This window comes from Lujinxingia litoralis, from assembly GCF_003260125.1.
Taxonomy (GTDB): Bacteria; Myxococcota_A; Bradymonadia; order Bradymonadales; family Bradymonadaceae; genus Lujinxingia; species Lujinxingia litoralis.
The window spans coordinates 479,922-498,988 of the sequence record NZ_QHKO01000001.1 but is presented as its reverse complement, the minus strand read 5'-3'; the positions used below and the strand labels follow the sequence as shown (position 1 = coordinate 498,988).

Annotated in this window: 14 protein-coding genes; 4 read left to right on the top strand and 10 right to left on the bottom strand. The window is 60.9% G+C overall.

All coding sequences use genetic code 11. The features are described from left to right. Positions 1-124: 124 nt before the first annotated feature. The 10 genes from DL240_RS02030 to polX all read right to left on the bottom strand — a co-directional run bounded on the left by DL240_RS02030 (position 125) and on the right by polX (position 13,445). Positions 125-2,797, bottom strand: a complete 2,673-nt coding sequence (locus tag DL240_RS02030) for a hypothetical protein (RefSeq protein WP_146618051.1) — start codon at positions 2,795-2,797, stop codon at positions 125-127. 85 nt (positions 2,798-2,882) lie between these two features. Continuing rightward, positions 2,883-3,893: a hypothetical protein gene (locus DL240_RS02025; protein WP_111728185.1), complete on the bottom strand. Its 1,011-nt coding sequence runs from the start codon at positions 3,891-3,893 to the stop codon at positions 2,883-2,885. Between the two features lie 39 nt (positions 3,894-3,932). After that, the gene (locus DL240_RS02020) at positions 3,933-4,847 is read right to left on the bottom strand and encodes a pilus assembly protein (protein WP_111728184.1); all 915 of its coding nucleotides are present in this window, start codon (positions 4,845-4,847) and stop codon (positions 3,933-3,935) included. A gap of 56 nt (positions 4,848-4,903) precedes the next feature. Next, positions 4,904-6,784 carry a Tad domain-containing protein gene (locus DL240_RS02015; protein WP_111728183.1) on the bottom strand — a complete coding sequence of 627 codons (1,881 nt, stop codon included), beginning with the start codon at positions 6,782-6,784 and terminating at the stop codon, positions 4,904-4,906. A gap of 64 nt (positions 6,785-6,848) precedes the next feature. Beyond that, entirely contained in the window at positions 6,849-7,874 is a 1,026-nt protein-coding gene (locus DL240_RS02010) for a TadE/TadG family type IV pilus assembly protein (protein ID WP_158542291.1), read from the bottom strand. Between the two features lie 261 nt (positions 7,875-8,135). Then, positions 8,136-9,185 (bottom strand): hypothetical protein, encoded by a 1,050-nt coding sequence (locus tag DL240_RS02005; protein WP_111728181.1) that lies wholly within the window; start codon positions 9,183-9,185, stop codon positions 8,136-8,138. Positions 9,186-9,360: 175 nt separating this feature from the next. After that, positions 9,361-10,152 carry a hypothetical protein gene (locus tag DL240_RS02000; protein WP_111728180.1) on the bottom strand — a complete coding sequence of 264 codons (792 nt, stop codon included), beginning with the start codon at positions 10,150-10,152 and terminating at the stop codon, positions 9,361-9,363. Between the two features lie 9 nt (positions 10,153-10,161). Next, on the bottom strand, positions 10,162-11,004 hold the full coding sequence (locus DL240_RS01995; RefSeq protein ID WP_111728179.1) for a hypothetical protein: 843 nt from the start codon (positions 11,002-11,004) through the stop codon (positions 10,162-10,164). A 110-nt stretch (positions 11,005-11,114) separates the two neighbouring features. After that, positions 11,115-11,621, bottom strand: coding sequence for a thiol peroxidase (gene tpx / locus DL240_RS01990; RefSeq protein WP_199589701.1), 507 nt, complete (start codon positions 11,619-11,621; stop codon positions 11,115-11,117). Between the two features lie 102 nt (positions 11,622-11,723). Beyond that, positions 11,724-13,445: a DNA polymerase/3'-5' exonuclease PolX gene (gene polX, locus DL240_RS01985; protein ID WP_111728177.1), complete on the bottom strand. Its 1,722-nt coding sequence runs from the start codon at positions 13,443-13,445 to the stop codon at positions 11,724-11,726. A gap of 449 nt (positions 13,446-13,894) precedes the next feature. On the opposite strand from polX, the gene speD reads away from it, so the two are divergent. The 4 genes from speD to DL240_RS01965 all read left to right on the top strand — a co-directional run bounded on the left by speD (position 13,895) and on the right by DL240_RS01965 (position 19,039). Next, positions 13,895-14,338 carry an adenosylmethionine decarboxylase gene (speD, locus tag DL240_RS01980; protein ID WP_233497030.1) on the top strand — a complete coding sequence of 148 codons (444 nt, stop codon included), beginning with the start codon at positions 13,895-13,897 and terminating at the stop codon, positions 14,336-14,338. A gap of 199 nt (positions 14,339-14,537) precedes the next feature. After that, positions 14,538-15,383: a polyamine aminopropyltransferase gene (speE, locus tag DL240_RS01975; protein WP_111728175.1), complete on the top strand. Its 846-nt coding sequence runs from the start codon at positions 14,538-14,540 to the stop codon at positions 15,381-15,383. A gap of 290 nt (positions 15,384-15,673) precedes the next feature. Further along, positions 15,674-16,627 (top strand): hypothetical protein, encoded by a 954-nt coding sequence (locus DL240_RS01970; protein ID WP_111728174.1) that lies wholly within the window; start codon positions 15,674-15,676, stop codon positions 16,625-16,627. Between the two features lie 66 nt (positions 16,628-16,693). Continuing rightward, on the top strand, positions 16,694-19,039 hold the full coding sequence (locus DL240_RS01965) for a tetratricopeptide repeat protein (protein ID WP_111728173.1): 2,346 nt from the start codon (positions 16,694-16,696) through the stop codon (positions 19,037-19,039). Positions 19,040-19,067 lie beyond the last annotated feature (28 nt).

Below are 19,067 nucleotides of genomic sequence, written 5' to 3'. Positions count from 1 at the left end.
TCCATTATGTACGGCTCCGTGGCGTACGGAGCGAGATTAAAAGCGAGCGAGCCAGTGCCTCTCCCCGCCGGGCCGGGGGCTTCCGTGCGGAGGGGGGAGGTGGCACTGCCGGGGCGATGGAGCATCAGCAATCGCAGGAGACGGCGCGAAGGCCTCCGCAACTGTCGGTCACCTGGTAGTGCTGGCAGGCGTTCCCCTGGTGGTAGCTCTCGCAGAGTTCGGCCTCGGTTTCCGGCTCACAATCCAGCCCCTCGTCGGAGTCATCACCAAGGACGTCATCATCTGCGCTGATCAGGTCGTCCTGATCCTGGCAACGCGGAGTTGTGGCGTTGGGACTGCAGATCGAGAAGCGGAAGACCGACTGGTTGGCCTGCTCGCGGACGAGGCTGCCTTCCACGGTCTGGCGCATCGTGCCATCCCCGAACTCCACTTCCATGGTGTAGATGATCTCATTGATGTCGGCGTTGTCCGCCGCTTCGTTGAGCACAACCCAGGCTGTCCACTCGCCTTCAACATCGTTGGGGAAGGTGAAGTTCTCGATGTAGGGGGCCCCGTTGGGGTCGGTGGTGCAGGTATCCCCGCAATCCTGGCGGCTGAAGAGCTCCGGTTGGGTCATACGGCTCTGAACCATGGAGTCGTCGGGCTTGGTGATGTAGAGGTCGAGATCGACCTCGGCCAGCCAGCCCAGGCTGACACGTACATTGTCATGCTTGATGCATTCACGCTGGAAGCATCGCGCGAGTTCGCCGTCGGGTGCCTCTTCCAGGCAGTGGGCGTCATTGGAGCAGCCGACTCGTTCGACTTCGAAGGGTTCCGAGATCTCAAATTGCCCGCATCCGATCCCCAGGCTGTTATTGGGGTCCAGAAGATCATCTATACGGAAGAGCGTGAGCGGACCGTAGATACGGACACTGAAGGACTTCCAACCCACAATCGGGATGTTAAGACCGGCGCCCACCGAGCCCCCGAGATAAAGCCCGACGAAGTAGTTGCACAGTGGCGGAGCGATCACGATGCCGGCCTGAAACGAGAGTTCCAGCGGTTGGAGGAAGATGTGGTACTGGCCCGCTTCGGGCAGACCGACTGCGCTGCCGCCGTCAACGAGATCCGAGAGAACCGTGAGATCGGGCCCGATGCGCAGGCCAACCCCGATATCGAGTCCGGCGCTGAGTGTGGCTTCGGCGTTGATCTCCGCGTCAAACTTTCCGGGAACATCGACGTTTAGTCCAAGCTCCTCCGGATGGGGAAGAGAGCACTCGATCTGGGCGGAGTCGTCGCCATCGACCCATTCCCCTTTCTTATAGCGAGACGAACTCAGGCTGAAGAGCTTGCAGCTCCCCACGCAGATCTTAAGACACATGTAGTTAGCGCGGCTTCTGTAATAGTTGTATGTGATCTCGCCTTCGAGGTTGAGTCGAAAATTGACATCAATTTTTGCATAGGCGTAGACGCTCAGGGGGACAAATACGACGACGAAGTTTTGGATGATGGGCACTTCGAAGGTTTTGTTCCAGTTGTATTGAAGCTGGAATTCCGCTTGCAGGGATACGGTCGCACCGTAGCCGAACCCGGCGTAGAACCCGGCGTAGGCTTTGAGACCGGGCTTCCAGATCTTAATTTTCACGCCGGCCTTCATGCCCACGCTAATCTGGAGGCGAGGGATCAGAGCGAAGGTCCAGGAGGCGGTATAGTTTCCGTTTCCTCCTCCGAACTCCCCAGACGTCTCCCCGGAAAAGGTGAACATGTCATACTTTTCGATGGCAATATCGCAGACGTCGTTGGGATCTTGCGCGTTCTCAACTTCGTTTTCTTCGTAGGGGTTGAGGCAGAAGGTGAATCCGAGGCCTTTTTCGCCGCCGGTATCAAACTCCTCGTCGTCGGCCGGATTGGGCGGGGTGAGTTCGTCTTCGCCGTCATCCAGCTCACAGAGGTCGGAGCAGATCACGCCGGCGCATTGCTCGTCGGAGAGGCCGTTGGGGCAGAGCATGGGGGTGTTGGGGTCGTCTTCGAAGCTCTGACGATTGTTCTGCACCCATTCGATGCAATTAGCGGCGGAGTTCACCGTCGGGTCGGTGGCTTCGGCCTGCCACTGGTCGCAGGGGATATCGCAGGTGTCGAGCTCGCAGGTGGTGGCCTGCTGCATTTGAATCGTGCGGTTGATGTCATGCATCACCAGACGACGCTCGTAGAGTTCGTGACGCTGCGCCTCGAAGTTCGGAAAGAGGTAGGTATCGACGATGTCGAAGTCTTCCGGGAGGGTCGTACCGGGGAGGAGGTCGAAGTGGAACTCCGCGTGGATCACGACCTCTTCGAGTTCGGCGTCACGGGTGTGCCAGATGATCTCGGTCTCGGTGAGTTCAACGTGTTCAATGAAGCGACGGAAGACCGCGGTACGGGAGAGCACGACATGCCCGGGACGGTAGCCGCGCATGTGCTCGTAGCCTTCGCGGGGAAAGCTGATGGTGTTGGCCTTGACCGTGGAGGCTGCTACATCGTCATCGGCCAACCAGTAAGACTCCGCTGAGAGGATCAGCGGTTCGCGCTCCATCGGGTCGGGGTTGACCACGATCAAGCCGGGATCATCGAAGTAGGGGCCTTCCGGAGCCTCGAAGTAGCGAGGTCCGTGGTTGAGGGGTTCGTATCCCTGGTGAATGGCGTCGGGCTCGTCAGAAGCCTCCATCGGGTCGGCGGCGTTGCCACAGGCGCTGGTAAAACCCAGCACGACGCCAAGGCCGAGCAGCGCCAACCATGTCGGTGGCGTCCAGCGTCGACGCTGTTGTTCTGGTGTCTGATCCATGGGGCTCCTCTCTTTTATATTTTGCTGCAGTGTTTGGTTAAACGGTTCGAATTTTCACATTTTAGCGGAGAGTCGTTGGCTTTATTTAGTTTGGTTCGGCCTCAGGGGTCATTGAAGAGTGTACATAGGTCTTGCCCTCCTGACGGTAGATGACCAGTTTGATGAAGCGATCGTCTCGCTTAAACGCAAGGACGTCGGTCTGGCGGCCTTCAAAGTCGACGGCGATCTGGACATCATAAAACACGTTATTGTTTTCGTGCGCGGTCCATCCCCGGGCGGTGAGAGCGCGTTGATAGAAGTCGATGATCTGCTCGGGGCTGTGATTTGTGGTGTAAACATTTCCCTCAAAGAGGAATTGATGTTTATCTCCACTCAGGTCGCGCATTCGATTAAGGCGAACGCATCCTGGACAGGCCGGTACGACATCGTCGGCGCCGGCCCCGTATCCGACGCGCATCTCGGTGGGGAGCATGCGACCGTAGAGGAACGCATCATCGCTCCAGCTGGCGATGACGGTTGTCTGTTCGTGGTGAGGCTCGCGAAAGGCTTCAATCCAACGGTGGCCGCGGAAGAGCAGATTGGGATCGGGGGCGTTGACAAAATCTCGTCGAATATCGTCGGCGTTGCGGGCGCGACCACGGGTGATCAGGCCGCCCATTGTGACGTGATTGGGTTCGACGCTATGGGGTACCAGTCCGCCGGTGAGCGCGGTGATCATGCGCGCTTCGCTCTGGTCTTGTTGCAGATTGAGATAGATCTGATCGTTGAGTCGGGCCTTTTTAAACTGCCGTTGATAGGTCTGAAGTACCTGCAGGGGAGGGGCATCGGTCTTGCGAACTGAGAAGTAAATCGTGTTGCCGTTGAGTTCGTAGGTTCGAGGTTCGGGATGGCCTAGTTCTGCGAGTTCGCGGGCAAACGACTCCACGGGATCGATGGTACTAAGCGGTCGAAGGTCCAGGAGATCGGCATGGCTGTCTTGCACGCTTCCATCGATGTCGAAGACCCCAACGGCCCAGGCCAGGGCGGCAATCATTGCGCCGGCCGCGGCCGTCTTGGCGAGATTGATGGCGGTACGCTGAGCGGATATGTTTTTCATGGCAGAAAAGCCTTTTGAGGAGGAAGCAAGCCTTTCGCTTTATTCGTAAAAGGAGTCACCATAGTTGAAAGGCGTTCCGAAGAATTGTTCGGGGTCCTCTTCCACCGGGTTGGGGACGTTGTACTCATCAGGCAAGATGGGAAGTTTTGGGGTCATGCTGTATCTCATAATTGCCTGGTAGGGTTTGAAGTTAGCGTCTTCGAATGTGATGCGGCTCGCGACGGCAGCCATCTGACCGTTTTTACGATCATCGTCATTGGCGTAGGTCGGTGCGAGGACGCTGTACCAGGCGCTGACCGGGATGTTGCCCATCCCGGCAGCCTCGATCTCCTGTTGGAAACTTCCGGTCAGGGTCCCGTAGCGCACATTGGCGCCGATGGCGCTGCGGGCGCCGGCGGAGTTGATCATTTCGTTGGCGCGCTGCGCGACGGCGCCCAGCAGGCCGGAGGTGTTCATCGAGGATGAGATGGCATTCTGTGGGCGGTCATCGAAGAGCGCCATGGCCAGCGGCGAGTCGCCAAAGAGTGTGGTCAGGTCGTAGTCGAGGATGGCATCGACTCCGAGGAACTCGACGTCTGCCTCTTGCACGAGTTTGACGCGGCCCAGGGCTTCGCCAAGGCTGCCGTGCTGGCCCAGGCCCTCGGTTTGAGAGAAGGCTTTGAGTTCGCGATTGGCCACGACCAGGCGTGCGCCTCCGCGTTGATTGGGAGGCGTGCTAAAGAGCTGGGACGTGCTGGAGATGGAGGCGCTTACCGGCGTCACCGCCATGCGCGCCGGGCCGCTGGAGGTGAGTGCGTCGCGGAAGGAGGCGTCCTGTACGGTGCGGAACTTCTCGATCGTCTGAGCGAAGGCCATGCCGCGGGCGCGCAACGAGGCGTCGTAGACCCTTCCCAGCTCATAGATTCCGATGAAGATGACGATGAAGATCGGTGTAAACATGACAAATTCCGTCATGGATACGCCACGCTCATCGCGCGCAAGTGCGCGTAGGGATGTTGTTTTGGTAATCATCATTTTGTGAGGCCTCCAATGGTCGAGGGGCCCATCGAGTGGCTGATCTTTTCCATGCGAAGCATGTCTACGCCGACCTGATTAAGGGGCCATTGTCCGGTTGCTCCGATGGTTCGAGAAAGGACCATGTAGGGAAGCGTATCGTGGTAGACTTGATTCATGTTGTAGCCGGCGAGGTGCCACTCATTTCCGATCACGATGGGGCGCATGCGCGATGTCCACGAAGGCGTCCATAGATCGGGGCCATCGGCGCCAGTGTGGAAGATCTCGGCGCGAGACATCGCCCAGGTTGAAGCGGCGCGGTAGGTGTTCTTCTCGTTGATCGCGGTGGGATCGATCGGCGTGGGTCGGTCGGCGAAGGATTCGGCGTAAAAGTGATTGCGGTAGCGCACCGATTTTGCGTCGTTGTGCATGTAGTCGGAGTTTAAAAGTTCATACTTTTTTCGGCCCTGAAGGATGCTGAATGACGTAAAGTCAGCGACCATTGCCAGGACCAGGTTAGACGTCTGAAGTTGCCACTCCCCGGTGTTGCGGAAGGGGCGAAGCTCCCAGGGTTCAGCGGCGATACGATTTGCACCCATGGATTGCACCATGGAGTTTTGAGTGAATTGAAGTCCCCGGGTCCGGAAGGTTTCGAGACTGCCGAGTAGATGCACAAGTACGCTGGAAGCAAACTCTAAGGCGCCATCGCCGGAGAAGCCCACCACGGTTCCCTCGGAGTTGAGGAGGAAGCTGGCGATGTTGAGCATGTGCTCAAGGAGGAAGGGGTTCTCGGTGGCGCAGTTTCCACCGTCGAGACAGGCTTTCAGGACGTTGAAGATGTTCCCGGCGCTGACCGCGGAGGCCAGGTGAGACTTCATGGTTCCGATGTTGCCCGGGCGTACCGGGAGCCCGTCGACGTAGCTGCTGTGGTTGTGGATGGTTTCGGCGCTGCCGACGGGGGTGGCATCGGAGAAGTGGTCGATCAAGGTTTCGGTGATGCGTCGGGTGCTATCGGGCAGGACGCCGGGCGGTGTCGGGAAGCTGCCGGAGAGGGTAGCGCCGTTGCGTACCGCGCGCAGGGATTGCTCGGTCCAGCCCCACCAGGGCGTGATCGCGGTGATGAAGCGCTGGTAGTTGTCGATGGCAATCAGATCCTTACCAAAGAAGTTCTTCGACCAGCTGGGGTCTTCGCCCACGCGGAAGGTGTAGGGAGCGGGGGCGCCGCTCTCTCGGCCGTCGCGCAGCTTCTTTTCAAGATCGGTTTCGATGAGTTTGGGGTATTCGGAGCCTTGCTCCGTCTCCATAAGTTCGTGGGTTTCGGTGTTGTGGTCGTGGCCAGAGAATCGATAGAAGTCGCCCCAGGAGTCTGGATCGCTGGAAGAGCAGGCGGTCTCGAAATCGTTTTCTTTGCACGCCACGTTTTTCCACATGACACGATTGTTATTCATGTAGTTGCAGAGGTTGCAGAGCTCGTTGTTGCTGCCGTCTTCCCCGGAGGTCGCGTAGCAGGCGGTGCAGATTGCGTTCATGCCGGTGAAGCTCTCAAAGTCGAATCCGCCCAGGCTGTAGTCGCCGTGAATCCACTGTGCGACGGCAGACATGTAGGAAGGATAGAGGGTGTGAATCCCCCAGACGGATCGCTTGGTGACGTTGGCGTACGCCAGAAGGTTCATGGAGCGGGCTTTGACCGTGGCCTGGCTGAGCGCGGCGGTATCGGCGGCGATCTGAGCGTCCATCTTTTTCTGGGCTGCGGAACCGGTGTCATACACGGTCCAGCTCGCCAGCAGGAGGATCATGGCTCCGGCCATGGCCAGGATGGCGATGGCGCCGCGCTGCTGCTCATGGAGATGGCGAGGACCATCGAGCAGGGGGCGGTACTGGCGTAAGGGAGTGATCATCGTGGTCTCGGGAACTCAGAAGGAGATAGGAATGTGAAAGGGCCCGGGTATCGCGGCGTTGGCGTCAGAACAGGTAGGGCGCAACGGGGTTGGAGGAGGTGACTTTGGGGAACTTGCTGCGGTCGGGGCCGGAGCGCTGGCGTTGCAGGGAGAGCTTGCGGGTGATGGGGACGTGGTATCCTTCGCGTCCGGCGCGCTCGTAGAGATCGCCAAAGAGAGAAGAGACCAGGGGGAAGACGTTGAGGTGATGGTAGACGGTGGTCACCGTGATGCTTTCGGCGGACTCGTCGTAACTTACGTCGATGGAGTCGTATCCCACCGTGAGCTTGCGCACGGTGCGGTGGGAGAATGCCGAGGTGTCAAAGCCAGCGACCAGATCGATGGGGGGCGTTGTGCCGGCGATTTCGTCGGCCATGCGGTCGCCGATGGTGCGCCCCTGGTAGCCGGAGTCGGCCACCGGCCAGGGAAACTGCGAGGCGACGAAGATGCCCCGGTTCTGGCTGTGCTCCGGCGCGTTGCTGGTGGTGCTGCCGGCGTACTCTCCCGGGATGACGGGAGCGACGACGGTGGCCGCCTGGATGGTGGCCTTACGGACGGTGTCGTCACGGTCGTTACCCTCGCCATGCCAGAGCCACACGGTACGGGTGGCCTGAAACGCGGCGACTGTCGTCAGCATGCTGGCCATGTTCATGACGGCGAACTGGGCCAGGCCAAAGAGCAGCAGTAGAAAGACCGGCATCACGATCAGGGTCTCCAGGATCACCGAGCCCCGGGCGCGTACCAGTCGTCGGGAAAGCGCGCGTTCGCGGCGCTCTCGTTGGGTCTCCCGGAGCCAGCGCGCGCCAAGCACGAGCATGGTCCAGAAGCAGGCTGCCAGTCCCAGGTGGATCAGGGCCTGGGAGCTGAGCAGCGCTTCGGTGAGGCCGGCCTCCCGGGCCTGGGCTGCCAGCGAAAGGGTACGTTGGCTCCAGAAGGGGATGGCCATGAGCAGCGCGATGACGCACACGCCGGCAAGATGGATCAGGGCGTGTGATGACCAGATAACCCATGTGGGGCGAGACAATGCAGGAGATGTTTGCATCAAGGACATGATTCGTTCCTCGAAAAAAAGTGAGTGCTCAATGTCGGGAATAGAGTGCAATCGATATGCCAATTTAACTGATCGGTTAGGGTGGGGGCGCTCAGAGCTCCGGAGTGCGCCAAGTTGGCGCATTGGGGGAGCGAAGGCCTCACGGGTGAGGGGGTCGACGTCCCCTGACGTCGCGATACGATTCAGATTAGGGGAGGACTAAAACAAAAAAGCCCCCTGGCCTCAAGGCCAGGGGGCTTTTTACTGTGGAGTCGCGCGAATTCAGGGCGTCGCGGGATAGTCCTCGGGAAGAGGCACGGAGCCACCATCTTCGGGGGCGGCACTGGAGACCCAGCTGGCTACCTGCGGGCCGGGATCGCCGTAGGGCCAGCCGTAGAGGACCCAGAAGAGGTGATCGGCACTCTTTCCGCGGATGGAGCCGTCGACAAAACTCCCGGAGCCATGCTGGCCCTGGAAGATGTTGCTGAAGTCCGAGAAGATGCGGAAATCTACGTCGCAGGTCCCCGGGTTGTTGCCAAAGCTCTCGGGAGCGTAGTGGATGAAGGTCGATTCCACGCCCGGCGTGAAGACAATGCCCTGGTAGGACTTTTGCTCATAGCACTCGGCTTCGGCTTCTGGATCGCCTTGAGCGTCGGCCACGCACTCGAGAACTTCGACGGTCGGCGGATCGGCGGTGATGGTGCCGGCCTGGAAGTCGACACGCGGGAAGTCGACGGTGCCTTCTTCGCCGACCCAGACCGGGATCAGTACGCCTTCCGATTCGGCGTCTTCCGATTGAACCAGGAAGAAGTAGGGGTATGCCGCGACCTCATTCAGGAAGTCCGCGCCCCGCGGGTCGTTACTCAGGTAGCCGCCGAAGCTGATGTTCTGGAGTTCAAAGCCCACCATGTAGTTGTACTGGCCCAGATTTGCCGAGGGGGTGGAGAGCGCGTTGCCAAAGACTGCGCGGCAGTTTTGGGAGATGGAAGGCACGTGGCGGTAGAGCTGCAGCAGCGCGTCCTGTCCTTCCCGGCGAATCAGGAAGAGCGAGGCGGTCTCGTGAGGGAAGAGACTCCAGGCTTCGGCAGGCAGTTCAATGGGTGCCGGCGAGCCGTCGAGCACAAGCGTTAAGGTCCCGGGGAGGCTGCGATCGAAGGCCACCGGCTCCTCGGTGCGCGCGCCAAAGGGCAGGCCCGTGACCAGCGTACCGCTGGGTCCATAGAGGCTCATCTGCGAGCTTCCGGCGTAGCCATTGTAGATATGGAAGTACACGACTTCGTCACCGCCGCCTCCCTCACCGCATCCGAATTGAAGCGTGAGCAGAGTGAGCATCAAAGTGGCGAGGTATCTCGTGAAGCGAGAAACTGGCGTCATTACAGCCCTCAAAAGCGTGCAGGTCATCCCAACAAAATGTCACTAAAGCGTGGTGCCTGAAAACCCGAAGCGGTGGAGCGCCAACGGTAGCTCGCCACGCCCGGCGGTGTCAATCCGGCAGGTGTATTCTGCTTTAAGTATCAAAGGAGAGGGGGCCAATGGTCAGGGTGCCGTGATGTCCGCAGAAGGGCACCTGGGGATCGGCCGGCCCCTGCGGACCGGTGCGGGCTTCGTAGAGCTGGGGACCTACCTGAAGCTGGGCGCCGTCTGGGAAGGGAGACTGTTGCAGAAACATGGTGGCGGCGATGTCCATCAGGCGGAAGTAGGCGGCGTTGAGTCCCTGGTCCAGGCGTGTTTCCAATTCCGGGAGGCCGAAGACGGTCATGCCACGGGTGATCATCCATTCGTCGTCGTTCCAGGCATTGACGAAGAGGTTGACGATGGCTTCAGGCTGATTGAAATCCATCGAAAGGTGACGAATCAGCATCGGCGGATGAAGCTGGACGCAGGCTGGCAGAAAGACCGCCGGCGCGCCGGCTTCGATGCCGGTGGCGAGTAGGCGCGCGAAGGATGCGGCGAGTCGGCGCGGATCGTTGCTGACGTCCTCGAGGACCAGGCGCCAGATGGCGGTCTGGTTTTCGATCTGTTGGATCTCCGCCGGCGCAAAGGGGTGCTTGGAGGTGGGAGCCAGGTCGGCCAGCTCCGGGATCGGCTCATCGACGATGAGCTTCACCCGGTGACCGTTGCGCAGGGTAAGCTGTGCGCGTTGGCCAGGCTCCTCCCAGGTGGTTTGAAGATCTTCAGCCCAGATTTCCTGGTGGACTTCGCTCAGAAGTTCCAGACCGTCGAGGCCCCAGGGAACGGGGAGGAGGGCGACCAGGGAGTTGACGTCGGCCGCATCGGCGCGGTGATTAGCGGAGCTCATAGGCTATCATCAGGGAGAGGAAGGGCGATCGAAACGGTAGAGGCGGATGGCATGGATGATTCGATCGAGTACGGGAGCGAAGTCCGGGCCATCTGCCGACCAGGTGGCCGCCTGAAGGTCGTCCGTCGTAAGGGTTTTGTCGACGAGCAAAAGCGCGGTCTGTTCGGGGGAGGTCAGCGCCAGGGGAGCGCTGCCATCTTTGGGGTTAAAGAGAGGTGTGGAAGCGATGCGATGTCTGGCATAGGTCCAGCGAAAGCCCTGCCAGTCGGAGTCAGAGGTGGGGCGCCAGCGGCCTTCGATGAGCGCGGTGTGTCCCTCAAGCTCCGAGGTGGGCACGTCGGTGAGGTTGATGATGTCATCGTCGGCCGGCGTCAGCAGGACGTGCATCTCGCAGTAGTCGCCGACCGGGGGCGCAACCCCGCCCACCATGCGTGTGGCGCGTGCCGGTCCGAGCAGGTCTTCGACGTAAGGGGTGCCCAGGCGATTGGCCGAGCTGGGGACGTGAGCGGCGGCGGTGGGAATCGCCTGCTCGTAGAGCCAGGCCCCCAGCGTGTTGGTCGGAGCGCAGAGGTGGAACTCGACGGCGGAGGTGACGACCAGCAGGCGGGAGAGCTCGGCCTCCTGACCTTGCGGGCCGCCGATGCGCACGTTGTCTACGGGCCAGTCCGGGCCGTGGTGGTGCAGGTAGCCCAGCGAGAGTTCGACCTGACGCGGTCGGGACTGCGCCCGAGCTTCAAGCTCTTTAATCGTGCGTGCCTCGTCGCTGGCGGTATCGGAGCAGCCAGCGCTCAGCAGTGCCGCCGGCAACATCATGGTCAGGAGAATGAGCGCGGAAGGAGTGCGAACCAGCATAGTAGGCCTGCGCAGACTTCAAGAGAGGCGGAAACGCCCGAGGGCCACCGCCGATGCTAGCGTGGCCCTCAAAGGGTGTCAACGTGATCGTGACGCCGTGTCCCCGGCGCCTACTGTCCGGTGACGATCGCCCAGGCGTCGTCATAGTCGGGTTCCGTGGCGATCTCGGGGACAATTTCGCGGTAGATAACCGTGCCGTCTTTGTCGATGACAAAGACCGTGCGTGCCAGAAGTCCCAACTCTTCGACGACCAGGCCGAAGGCCTGGCCGAGATCGCGGTCTTTGTAGTCGGAGAGGGTCTTCACGTGGCTGATACCGCTTTGTTTGGCGAAGCGCTCCAGCGCAAAGGGAAGGTCGCGGGTCACGAACCACAGCTCAAAATCCGCGTCGTCACCGGCTTCGGCGAGCCGGGCCTCGAAGGCGCGCAGTTGGGCGGCGCAGACGCCGGTGTCGACTGAAGGGGCCGTGGTCAGGAGCACGCGTTTGCCGGCGGCCTCGTTGAGCGCCAGGGTCTGTACGGGATTTTTATGGACGTGAAAGTTTGGCGCCTTTTCGCCAACCGTGGGGGGGGCTCCGCTGAGGGTGACGGGCGAATTCTTGAAGGTGATGGTGGTCATAGCTTGCTCCATTGCATGAAAAAGGCCGGGCAGTGTTCGGGGGGCCAGCACAACGCGTCGTCATGGTGTGCACAAATGTCCCGGGGACAATCCGACGACAGGTTAGAGGTCGGGGCGCGTGGCTTTGAGAAAGGCATCGACCGGCAGAGTGTTGAGGATCGCCTCGGCGGGGAGGCCAGCGCGACGGGCCTGCTGAACCGCAAAACTCAAATCGTGGAGGCCCGCGGTGGAATGAGCGTCGGAGCCCAGCACCAGCATGGCGCCCTGGCGGTGTGCTTTTTCAGCAAGTTCGGCGTTGAGGTCCAGACGCCCGCTGCTGCCGTTGAGTTCCAGTGCTACGCCCAGCTCCACGCAGGCCTCCACAATGGCATCGAAGTCATAGCGGTACCCGTCCCGGCCGCCCAGAATGCGACCGGTAGGGTGCCCGAGACACGAGAGCAGGCCGGTGCGCATGCCCCGGAGCAGGCGTTCGGTCATCTGATCGGGAGCCTGGTTGAAGTGGCTATGGATGCTGCCGACCACCCAGTCGGCTTCGGCCAAAAGGTCGTGATCCATGTCGAGCGTACCATCTTTGAGAATGTCGACCTCAATTCCGGTCAGGATGCGGATGCCTTCGACCCGGCCGTCGGCCTCGCGGATACGCGCCATGTGCTCGCGGAAGCGCTCCGGAGTCATGCCGTTGGCCACGCGCACCGCCTGCGAGTGGTCGGTAATGACGATGAATTCGTAGCCGAGATCCCGGGCGGCGAGAGCCATCTCCTCAATGGAGTGGCGGCCGTCGGTTTCGGTAGTGTGCATGTGCCCATCGCCACGGATCTGGTCGGGCTGTAGCAGCACCGGTAGCTCGTGGCGCGCGGCGCTTTCGATTTCGCCGCGCCCCTCGCGAAGTTCCGGAGGAATGTAGGGAAGCCCCAGGGCCTGGTAGAGCTCCTCCTCGGTGTGCGAGGCGATCGGAGTATCCTCATCATCTCGGAAGACCCCGTACTCGCTGACGCGCAGGCCCTGGCGTTTGGCGCGGGTGCGCAGCTCGATATGGTGCTCCTTGCTGCCGGTGAAGTAGTGCAGAGCGCTGCCAAAAACCTCGTCTTTGACCGTGCGTAAATCGACCTGAATGCCGTTGTGCAGACGCACCGACGTTTTGGTGTCGCCGCTGACCAGGACCTCTTTGACTTCGGTAAGCCCGCAGAAGGTTTGATGGATGGGCGCCGGGTCCATGGATGATACCAGCAGGTCGACATCGCCGATGGTCTCGCGGCCGCGTCGAATCGATCCGGCGATGGCGATGCGCTCGGTCTGCGGGAGGGCGGCGAGTTGATCGCGCAGCGATTCGGCAACGTGTCGTGCCTGGGGCAGCGGGGTGCGGTCGCCGCCGCGGGCCAGGCGTTCGATCTCGGCGAGGACTTTTTCTTCGGTCTTGGCTCCCAGCCCTTTGAGTTCGCGCAGACGTCCGGACTCGGCGGCTTCTTTGAGCGCGTCGAGATTGGAGACGCCAAGCTCGTGGTAGACGAGTTTGATGCGCTTGGGGCCAAGTCCCTGGACTCTGAGCATATCGAGCAGCCCCGGATCCAGACGCTCAAGCAGCGAGCGATGGATGTCACAGGTGCCATGCTGGCGAATCTGTAGCAGATCCTGGGCGATGGATGCGCCGATCCCTTTGAGTTCTTTGAGGTCGCCCCGATCCATGACGGCTTCGAGCTCTTCGGGCAGGGTCTCCACCGTGCGAGTGGCGTTCTCGAAGGCGCGAATTTTGAACCGGTTTTCACCGCTGATCTCCATCAGCTGGGCGATCTCCTGGAGGACTCGGGCGTAGTCACGATTGTTCATGCGGTTACACTCCCATCAGGTGCTGCCCGACGGGGTCGAATCTCGACGCTCGCCGGGGCAAAAATTTGGGGCACGATAGATGCTTTGAGCTTGATTTTCCAAGCCAAGATGTTAGGTATTGCGGCCCGCTTGCGAGCGGTGAATTTTTCGGTAGCGACACCCAAACTCTGTCGGCCTGTTCCGGAGTTGTATGCCCGCTGTGTAGCGGGGTGCAAAGCTCGACGTCGGGAGACGTAAGACCAGCCGTACAGGGGGCGTAGCCAGCCTTCGGAGCGTGCCCTCGCCAGGCCGCGATCGGAGGCATGAGTGAACTCACACCACGGTGACTTATGCGCACGATGGTAGCGAACTTCGCTCTGGACCAGGCTCCGTTGGCGAGGTCGCTTCGAGGAGGGCACGTTGATTAGTTCAACGGCTCGACGCAGGCCGAGAAGAGACCAACACGGAGTGTGGATCCGGGGCGACCATCCACGAGGTACACCAAATTGGAAGCTCTCGGACGTCAACTGATCCTCGAGTACTACGGGTGCCCTGCAGAAAAGCTCAATGACGCCTCTTTTGTGGAGGAGGTCATGGTAGCCGCAGCCGAAAGCATGGGTGCCCATATCGTCTGTGTGAATTTTCACCAGTTTAACCCCCATGGTGTCAGCGGGGCGGTGGTGATCAGCGAAAGCCACCTGACGATTCACACCTGGCCCGAATACGGCTATGCGGCGGTCGATGTGTTTACCTGTGGCACGGTCATCGATCCGTGGGAGGCTCATGCTTTTCTGAAGGAGCGTTTCGGCGCGACCCGGGAAAGTACCGTTGAGTTTCGACGCGGCAGTTTCGATGTGGCCCCGGGCACGCTGCCCTCGGCCTACGGCGTCACCCGCGACGACCTCGATAAATAAGGTGAAATGACGACTGCGTGACTTCCTCGCCGCCCCTGCCTCGCAACTGAAATGCGCGGGAGGCTTTCGGTGAGGAGGGGACGCCTTCTTACGCCCGAGAGCACCGGCTCTCGGGTGACGGTGGTTCTTTGTTTGTGCGCGGTTTGGCTCGCACGCAAAGTTCGCCCCCACCTCAGCGTAGCGTACTAAGGAGAAGATCATGGCCAAGATCGTCTTTCGCGATCCTCTAAACCGCAACACCGTCACCGAGCATGTGGTCAGTGAGTGGCTCTTCAGCCAGGAGACGCCCTATCAACAGGTCGATGTGTTTCGCACCCCGGAATTTGGCACCGTGCTGGCGCTGGGCGGGGTGATCAATGTCTCGGAGCGCGATGAAATCGGCTACCACGAGATGCTGGCTCACGTGCCGCTTTTTGCCCATCCCAACCCCCGACGAGTACTGATCATCGGTGGCGGCGACGGGGGAACGCTGCGCGAGGTGGTCAAGCATCCCGGGGTTGAAGAAGCCGTGATGGTCGAAATTGACCAGGTTGTGGTGGAGCAGTGCAAAAAGCACCTGCCGCAGGTCGCCTCGGCCTTTGACCACCCGAAAGCCAATCTGATCATTGGTGACGGACTGGCCTATGTGAACGAGGCGCCCGACGCGTCGTTTGACGTAATTCTGGTGGATTCCACCGATCCGGTGGATGCCGGCGTGGTTCTCTTTACGCCGGAATTCTACGCCGCTTGTCATCGGGTGCTGCGCGCCGACGGTATTCTGGTGCCCCAGAGTGACTCGATTGTTTATCAGCCCACGCGAGTGGCCGGCGTCGGTAAAATGCTGCGAGAATCCTTCGCGAGCGTCGATTTTTATACCTCGATTGTGCCGACCTATCCCGGGTCGCTCTGGGCGTTTGCCTTTGCTTCCAAGGGGCCCCATCCGACCCGCGGGCTGGACAGCGCTCGCATCGCCGAGCTCGACGCACAGCTCTCCTATTACCACGAGGAGCTGCATCAAGCGGCCTTTGTGCTGCCGAAGTTTCTGCGCGATCAGCTTCGCGGTTGATGCATTAGCAGTCACGACGTAGGTTGTACGGCCCGGTGTTTTACGACTCCGGGCCGTGTCTTTTCTTGACGGCCCGGTGGAGCGCGCGCACCCTGCCTCCGCAGGAACGCGCGATGCGCGGGGGCAAATGAATGTGTGCCGAAACCAGGGCGTCAAAGGGGCGTCGGGTCGGCTTGAGATCGACCGGTAGGTCAAGTAGGCTGCCCCTCGATCCGCTGAGAAACCATCGGCGCTGGCTGCCCGTGGAGCGCTGCGAGCGTGCTAATAAATTCGAAGTGAGGAAGCCGTTTATGCAACGAAGAATATGGCCCGGGCTGATCTTCGTCGTGCTGCTGTGGTGTCTGGCACCTGGCAGCGCACTGGCGCAGCAAGTACAAGAGGGCACTCCGGAAGACGAGAGCCCCGCTCTTGATGGAGAGCGCCCTGAGGAGGAGATCTCCGAGGGCGAAGCTACTGGCAGCGAGGGGGCAGATGACGCCACCTCGGGAGTCGATCCTGCCGAGGAGGCGGATTCGGATGCCAGCGCGGAGGCCGCTGCCGAGGATGAGGCTCCGGTGGAGCCCGTGCTTGGGCCCGGCGGGCGCGTGCTTCGCACTGACTACCCCGGAACGGAAGCCTCGCTGCAGGCGCGCATGGACACCGATCGCATCGAAGGCATCGAGATCCCCGAGGGGGAAAACCCGGAGGAGGTCTACGATCTGCGCGTGCGCGACCTGGAAACGAAGATCGACGATCTCAAAGAGCGAGTGTTCCGCTCGAAGAGTCGCATTGTGCTTCTCAAAGAGACGATTCTCAGCGGCAATCTCGCGGGCAGTCGGGCGGTCCTGCGTTTCGAAAACGATCTGGGTTCGGCCTACAACATTCGCCGCGCGCTCTTTAGCGTAGATGGCTCTCGGGTGTTCAACGAGCTCGACCGCGATGGCAACCTTAGCAATGCCAATGACCTGGAGATCTTCAGCGGGCCGGTCAATCCGGGAACGCGGACGGTGTCGGTGAGTCTGGAGTTACAGGGCAGCGGGTATGGTGTGTTCTCGTACGCGCGGGGTTATGAGTTTGACCTGCGCTTCTCGTGCAATTTCACTGCTGAGGAAGGGCGCACCACCATTGTGACGGTTCGGGCCTATAAGGGCGGCAACGCCTTTACAGCGCATGAGGACCGCCCCGACGGGGTCTGTCAGGTAACGATGGTGGAGTTGGACCTCGACGATCTGGCTGAAGAGCCGGCTCAGGCCCCCGAAGAGTAATCGGGGAGGTTCCGCGGCCGGCGGCGTTGCCGCCGGCGTAAGTGATGCTTGAGTCGAGGTCGCGCGATGCGCTTTTGGAATTGGCGAGCGATGAACATGCACGGCAGGGCGGGACGGAGTCTGGTGGCGGCAGCGCTACTGGCCGTGATCGGACTAACTGGCAGCAGCGCGGCTGCACAGGCCACAGGGGTCCGTGCGTTTAGCTCGGCGCAGGCCCGCGATGGCGTCAATGCGCTGGAAGCTCAGCTCAACGAGCTGGAGGAGCGCTATCTGGTGCCGGCGGTCGTGGAGAGTCGCTTCCGTCTGGAGTCGCGCTTTAATGACGCCAAGGTCGCCTACCTGCTCGCGGACTATCCGCGCGCGAGTGTGCTCTTTGTGGCGGTGGTCGATAACGACCGGGTGCGCCAGTTCGATAGCTACGCCGAAGCGCTCTATCTGCTGGGGGACAGCCTCTACCAGATGCGCAGTTTTCGCGCTGCGCGCAGCTATTTCCGGCGGGTCGTGGAGTTAGGGCCCGCTGAGTTTTATCAGCCGGCGATCGTCCGATTGCTCGAGATCGCCGGCGAAATCGACGACTATAGTGGTGTCGACGCGCTCTATGCTCGCCTCGACAATCTGGAGCAGGTCAATCCGGCGCTGCACTATACCCGGGGAAAGACCCTCTATCAGGAGGGGCGTTATCAGGCGGCTCAGCCCTGGTTCCAGCGCGCGGCGCGCGACCCGCAATACGAGCTGATTGCGCGTTATTTTGAAGGGGTGACGCTGGCGGCCGACGGGGATATCGCCGCGGCCCGTGAGGCCTTCTCTTCGCTGGTCACAAAGATTCCCTCGACCCCGGAAGAGAGTCGAGTGGTGGACCTCGGACATCTGGCGCTGGGGCGGCTGGCCTACGAGGAACGGCAGTTTGATCGGGCGATCGATCATTACCTTCAGCTGCCTCGTACCAGCCCCTATTTTGAGCGCTCCCTCTACGAGCTGACCTGGTCGTTGGTCTCCAAGGAGAGTTATCAGGCAGCGCTGCGTAACCTGGACATCCTACTTATCTCCGATCCAGATCCGCGCTTTGTACCCGAGGCCAAGCTCTTGATGGCCGATCTCTCCATGCGCCTGCGCCAGTACGATCAGGCTCGGTTGTGGTTCAACGATATCATCGCCACCTTCACGCCGGTGCGCACCGAGCTGGTGAGCTTTATCGAAGAGCAACCCGATCTGCAGAGCTTTTTTGTGGAGCTGGTCCGCCAGGACCTGGAGGGTCTACGCCCCGAGTACATGCCGACAATGGTCTCGGACTGGGTGGATGGCGAGCCGCTGATGGCCGATGCCCGTCAGCTGGTTGAAGATGGGGCATTTACTCAGGCCGATATCGACGAGGCCGAGGAGGCGCTCAAAGAGGTCGAGCAGATGCTCTCCTACGGTTCCAATATCGAGGCGTTCCCGGTCCTTTCGGAGGGCTGGAAGCGTGGGGTGGCCCTGGAGGCACAGCTGATTTCGCTGGAAGAGCAGTTGATCGCGTATGAGCTCCAGCAGGCTCAGAGCGTTCTCGGGCCCTCCGAACGAGCGCGCGTGGCGGAACTGGAAGAAGAACTGGTGACGCTGCGAGAGCAACATCAGCGCGGTCCGCAGTCGGTTGACGATCTGCAGAGTCGGAGTACGGCGATTCGCCAGGACTTTCAGCACCTCAATCGCGAAATGGAGCGGGTGGCGTTTGATATCGAGAGTTTGACGGTAAATCTGGATGGGATCGATACCTACCTGAGCCAGAATCCTGTGGAGGGGTTCAGTGCCGAGGATCGCGCCAAGATTCGTCAGATTCGCCAGCAGATGCGCGATGACATCAGCGCGTTGCAGGCCGAGCACCAGCGCCTCACCCGGGAGGTCGGGAGTGTGCAGCGCCAGTTTGGCGCCCGCGATGCGATGCTCGTTCAGCAGCGCGATGCTCGGGAGCGTTATCACGCCCGTCTCTCGGAGCTCGGCGAGCTGATCGATGAGCAGAGTGCCCGACTGAGCACCTCCAGCCGCAGCGGGGCGCTCGCGCTTGCCGAGCAACGACGCCGGTTGCCGGAACTCAAGTCCCGACTCAACGCATATTTCTCGGGAATCGATGAGGTCATCGACGAGCGCGTAGTTGATATTCGCGCGACCGTCACGATCGAACGCCAGGAGCTGGCGTCGTATCAACAAGAGCTCGATCAGTGGAGACTCGATACGGAACGGACGGTGTCTTCGATCGCGTTGTGGAATTTCTCTCGGGTGGACGACGAATTCGAGGCGTTGATTCGCCGCGGCCACGTCGGGCTGCTGGATGTCGGGTGGCAACGAAAAGAGGACGCCACCCGCGATATCAATCAGCTCTTTGAAGATCGCTCCACCGAGATCAACGTACTGCGAGAGGCGTTTCGTGAAGTTCGGTAGTGCAGGTCGCCCGAGCAGTGAGGCAGAG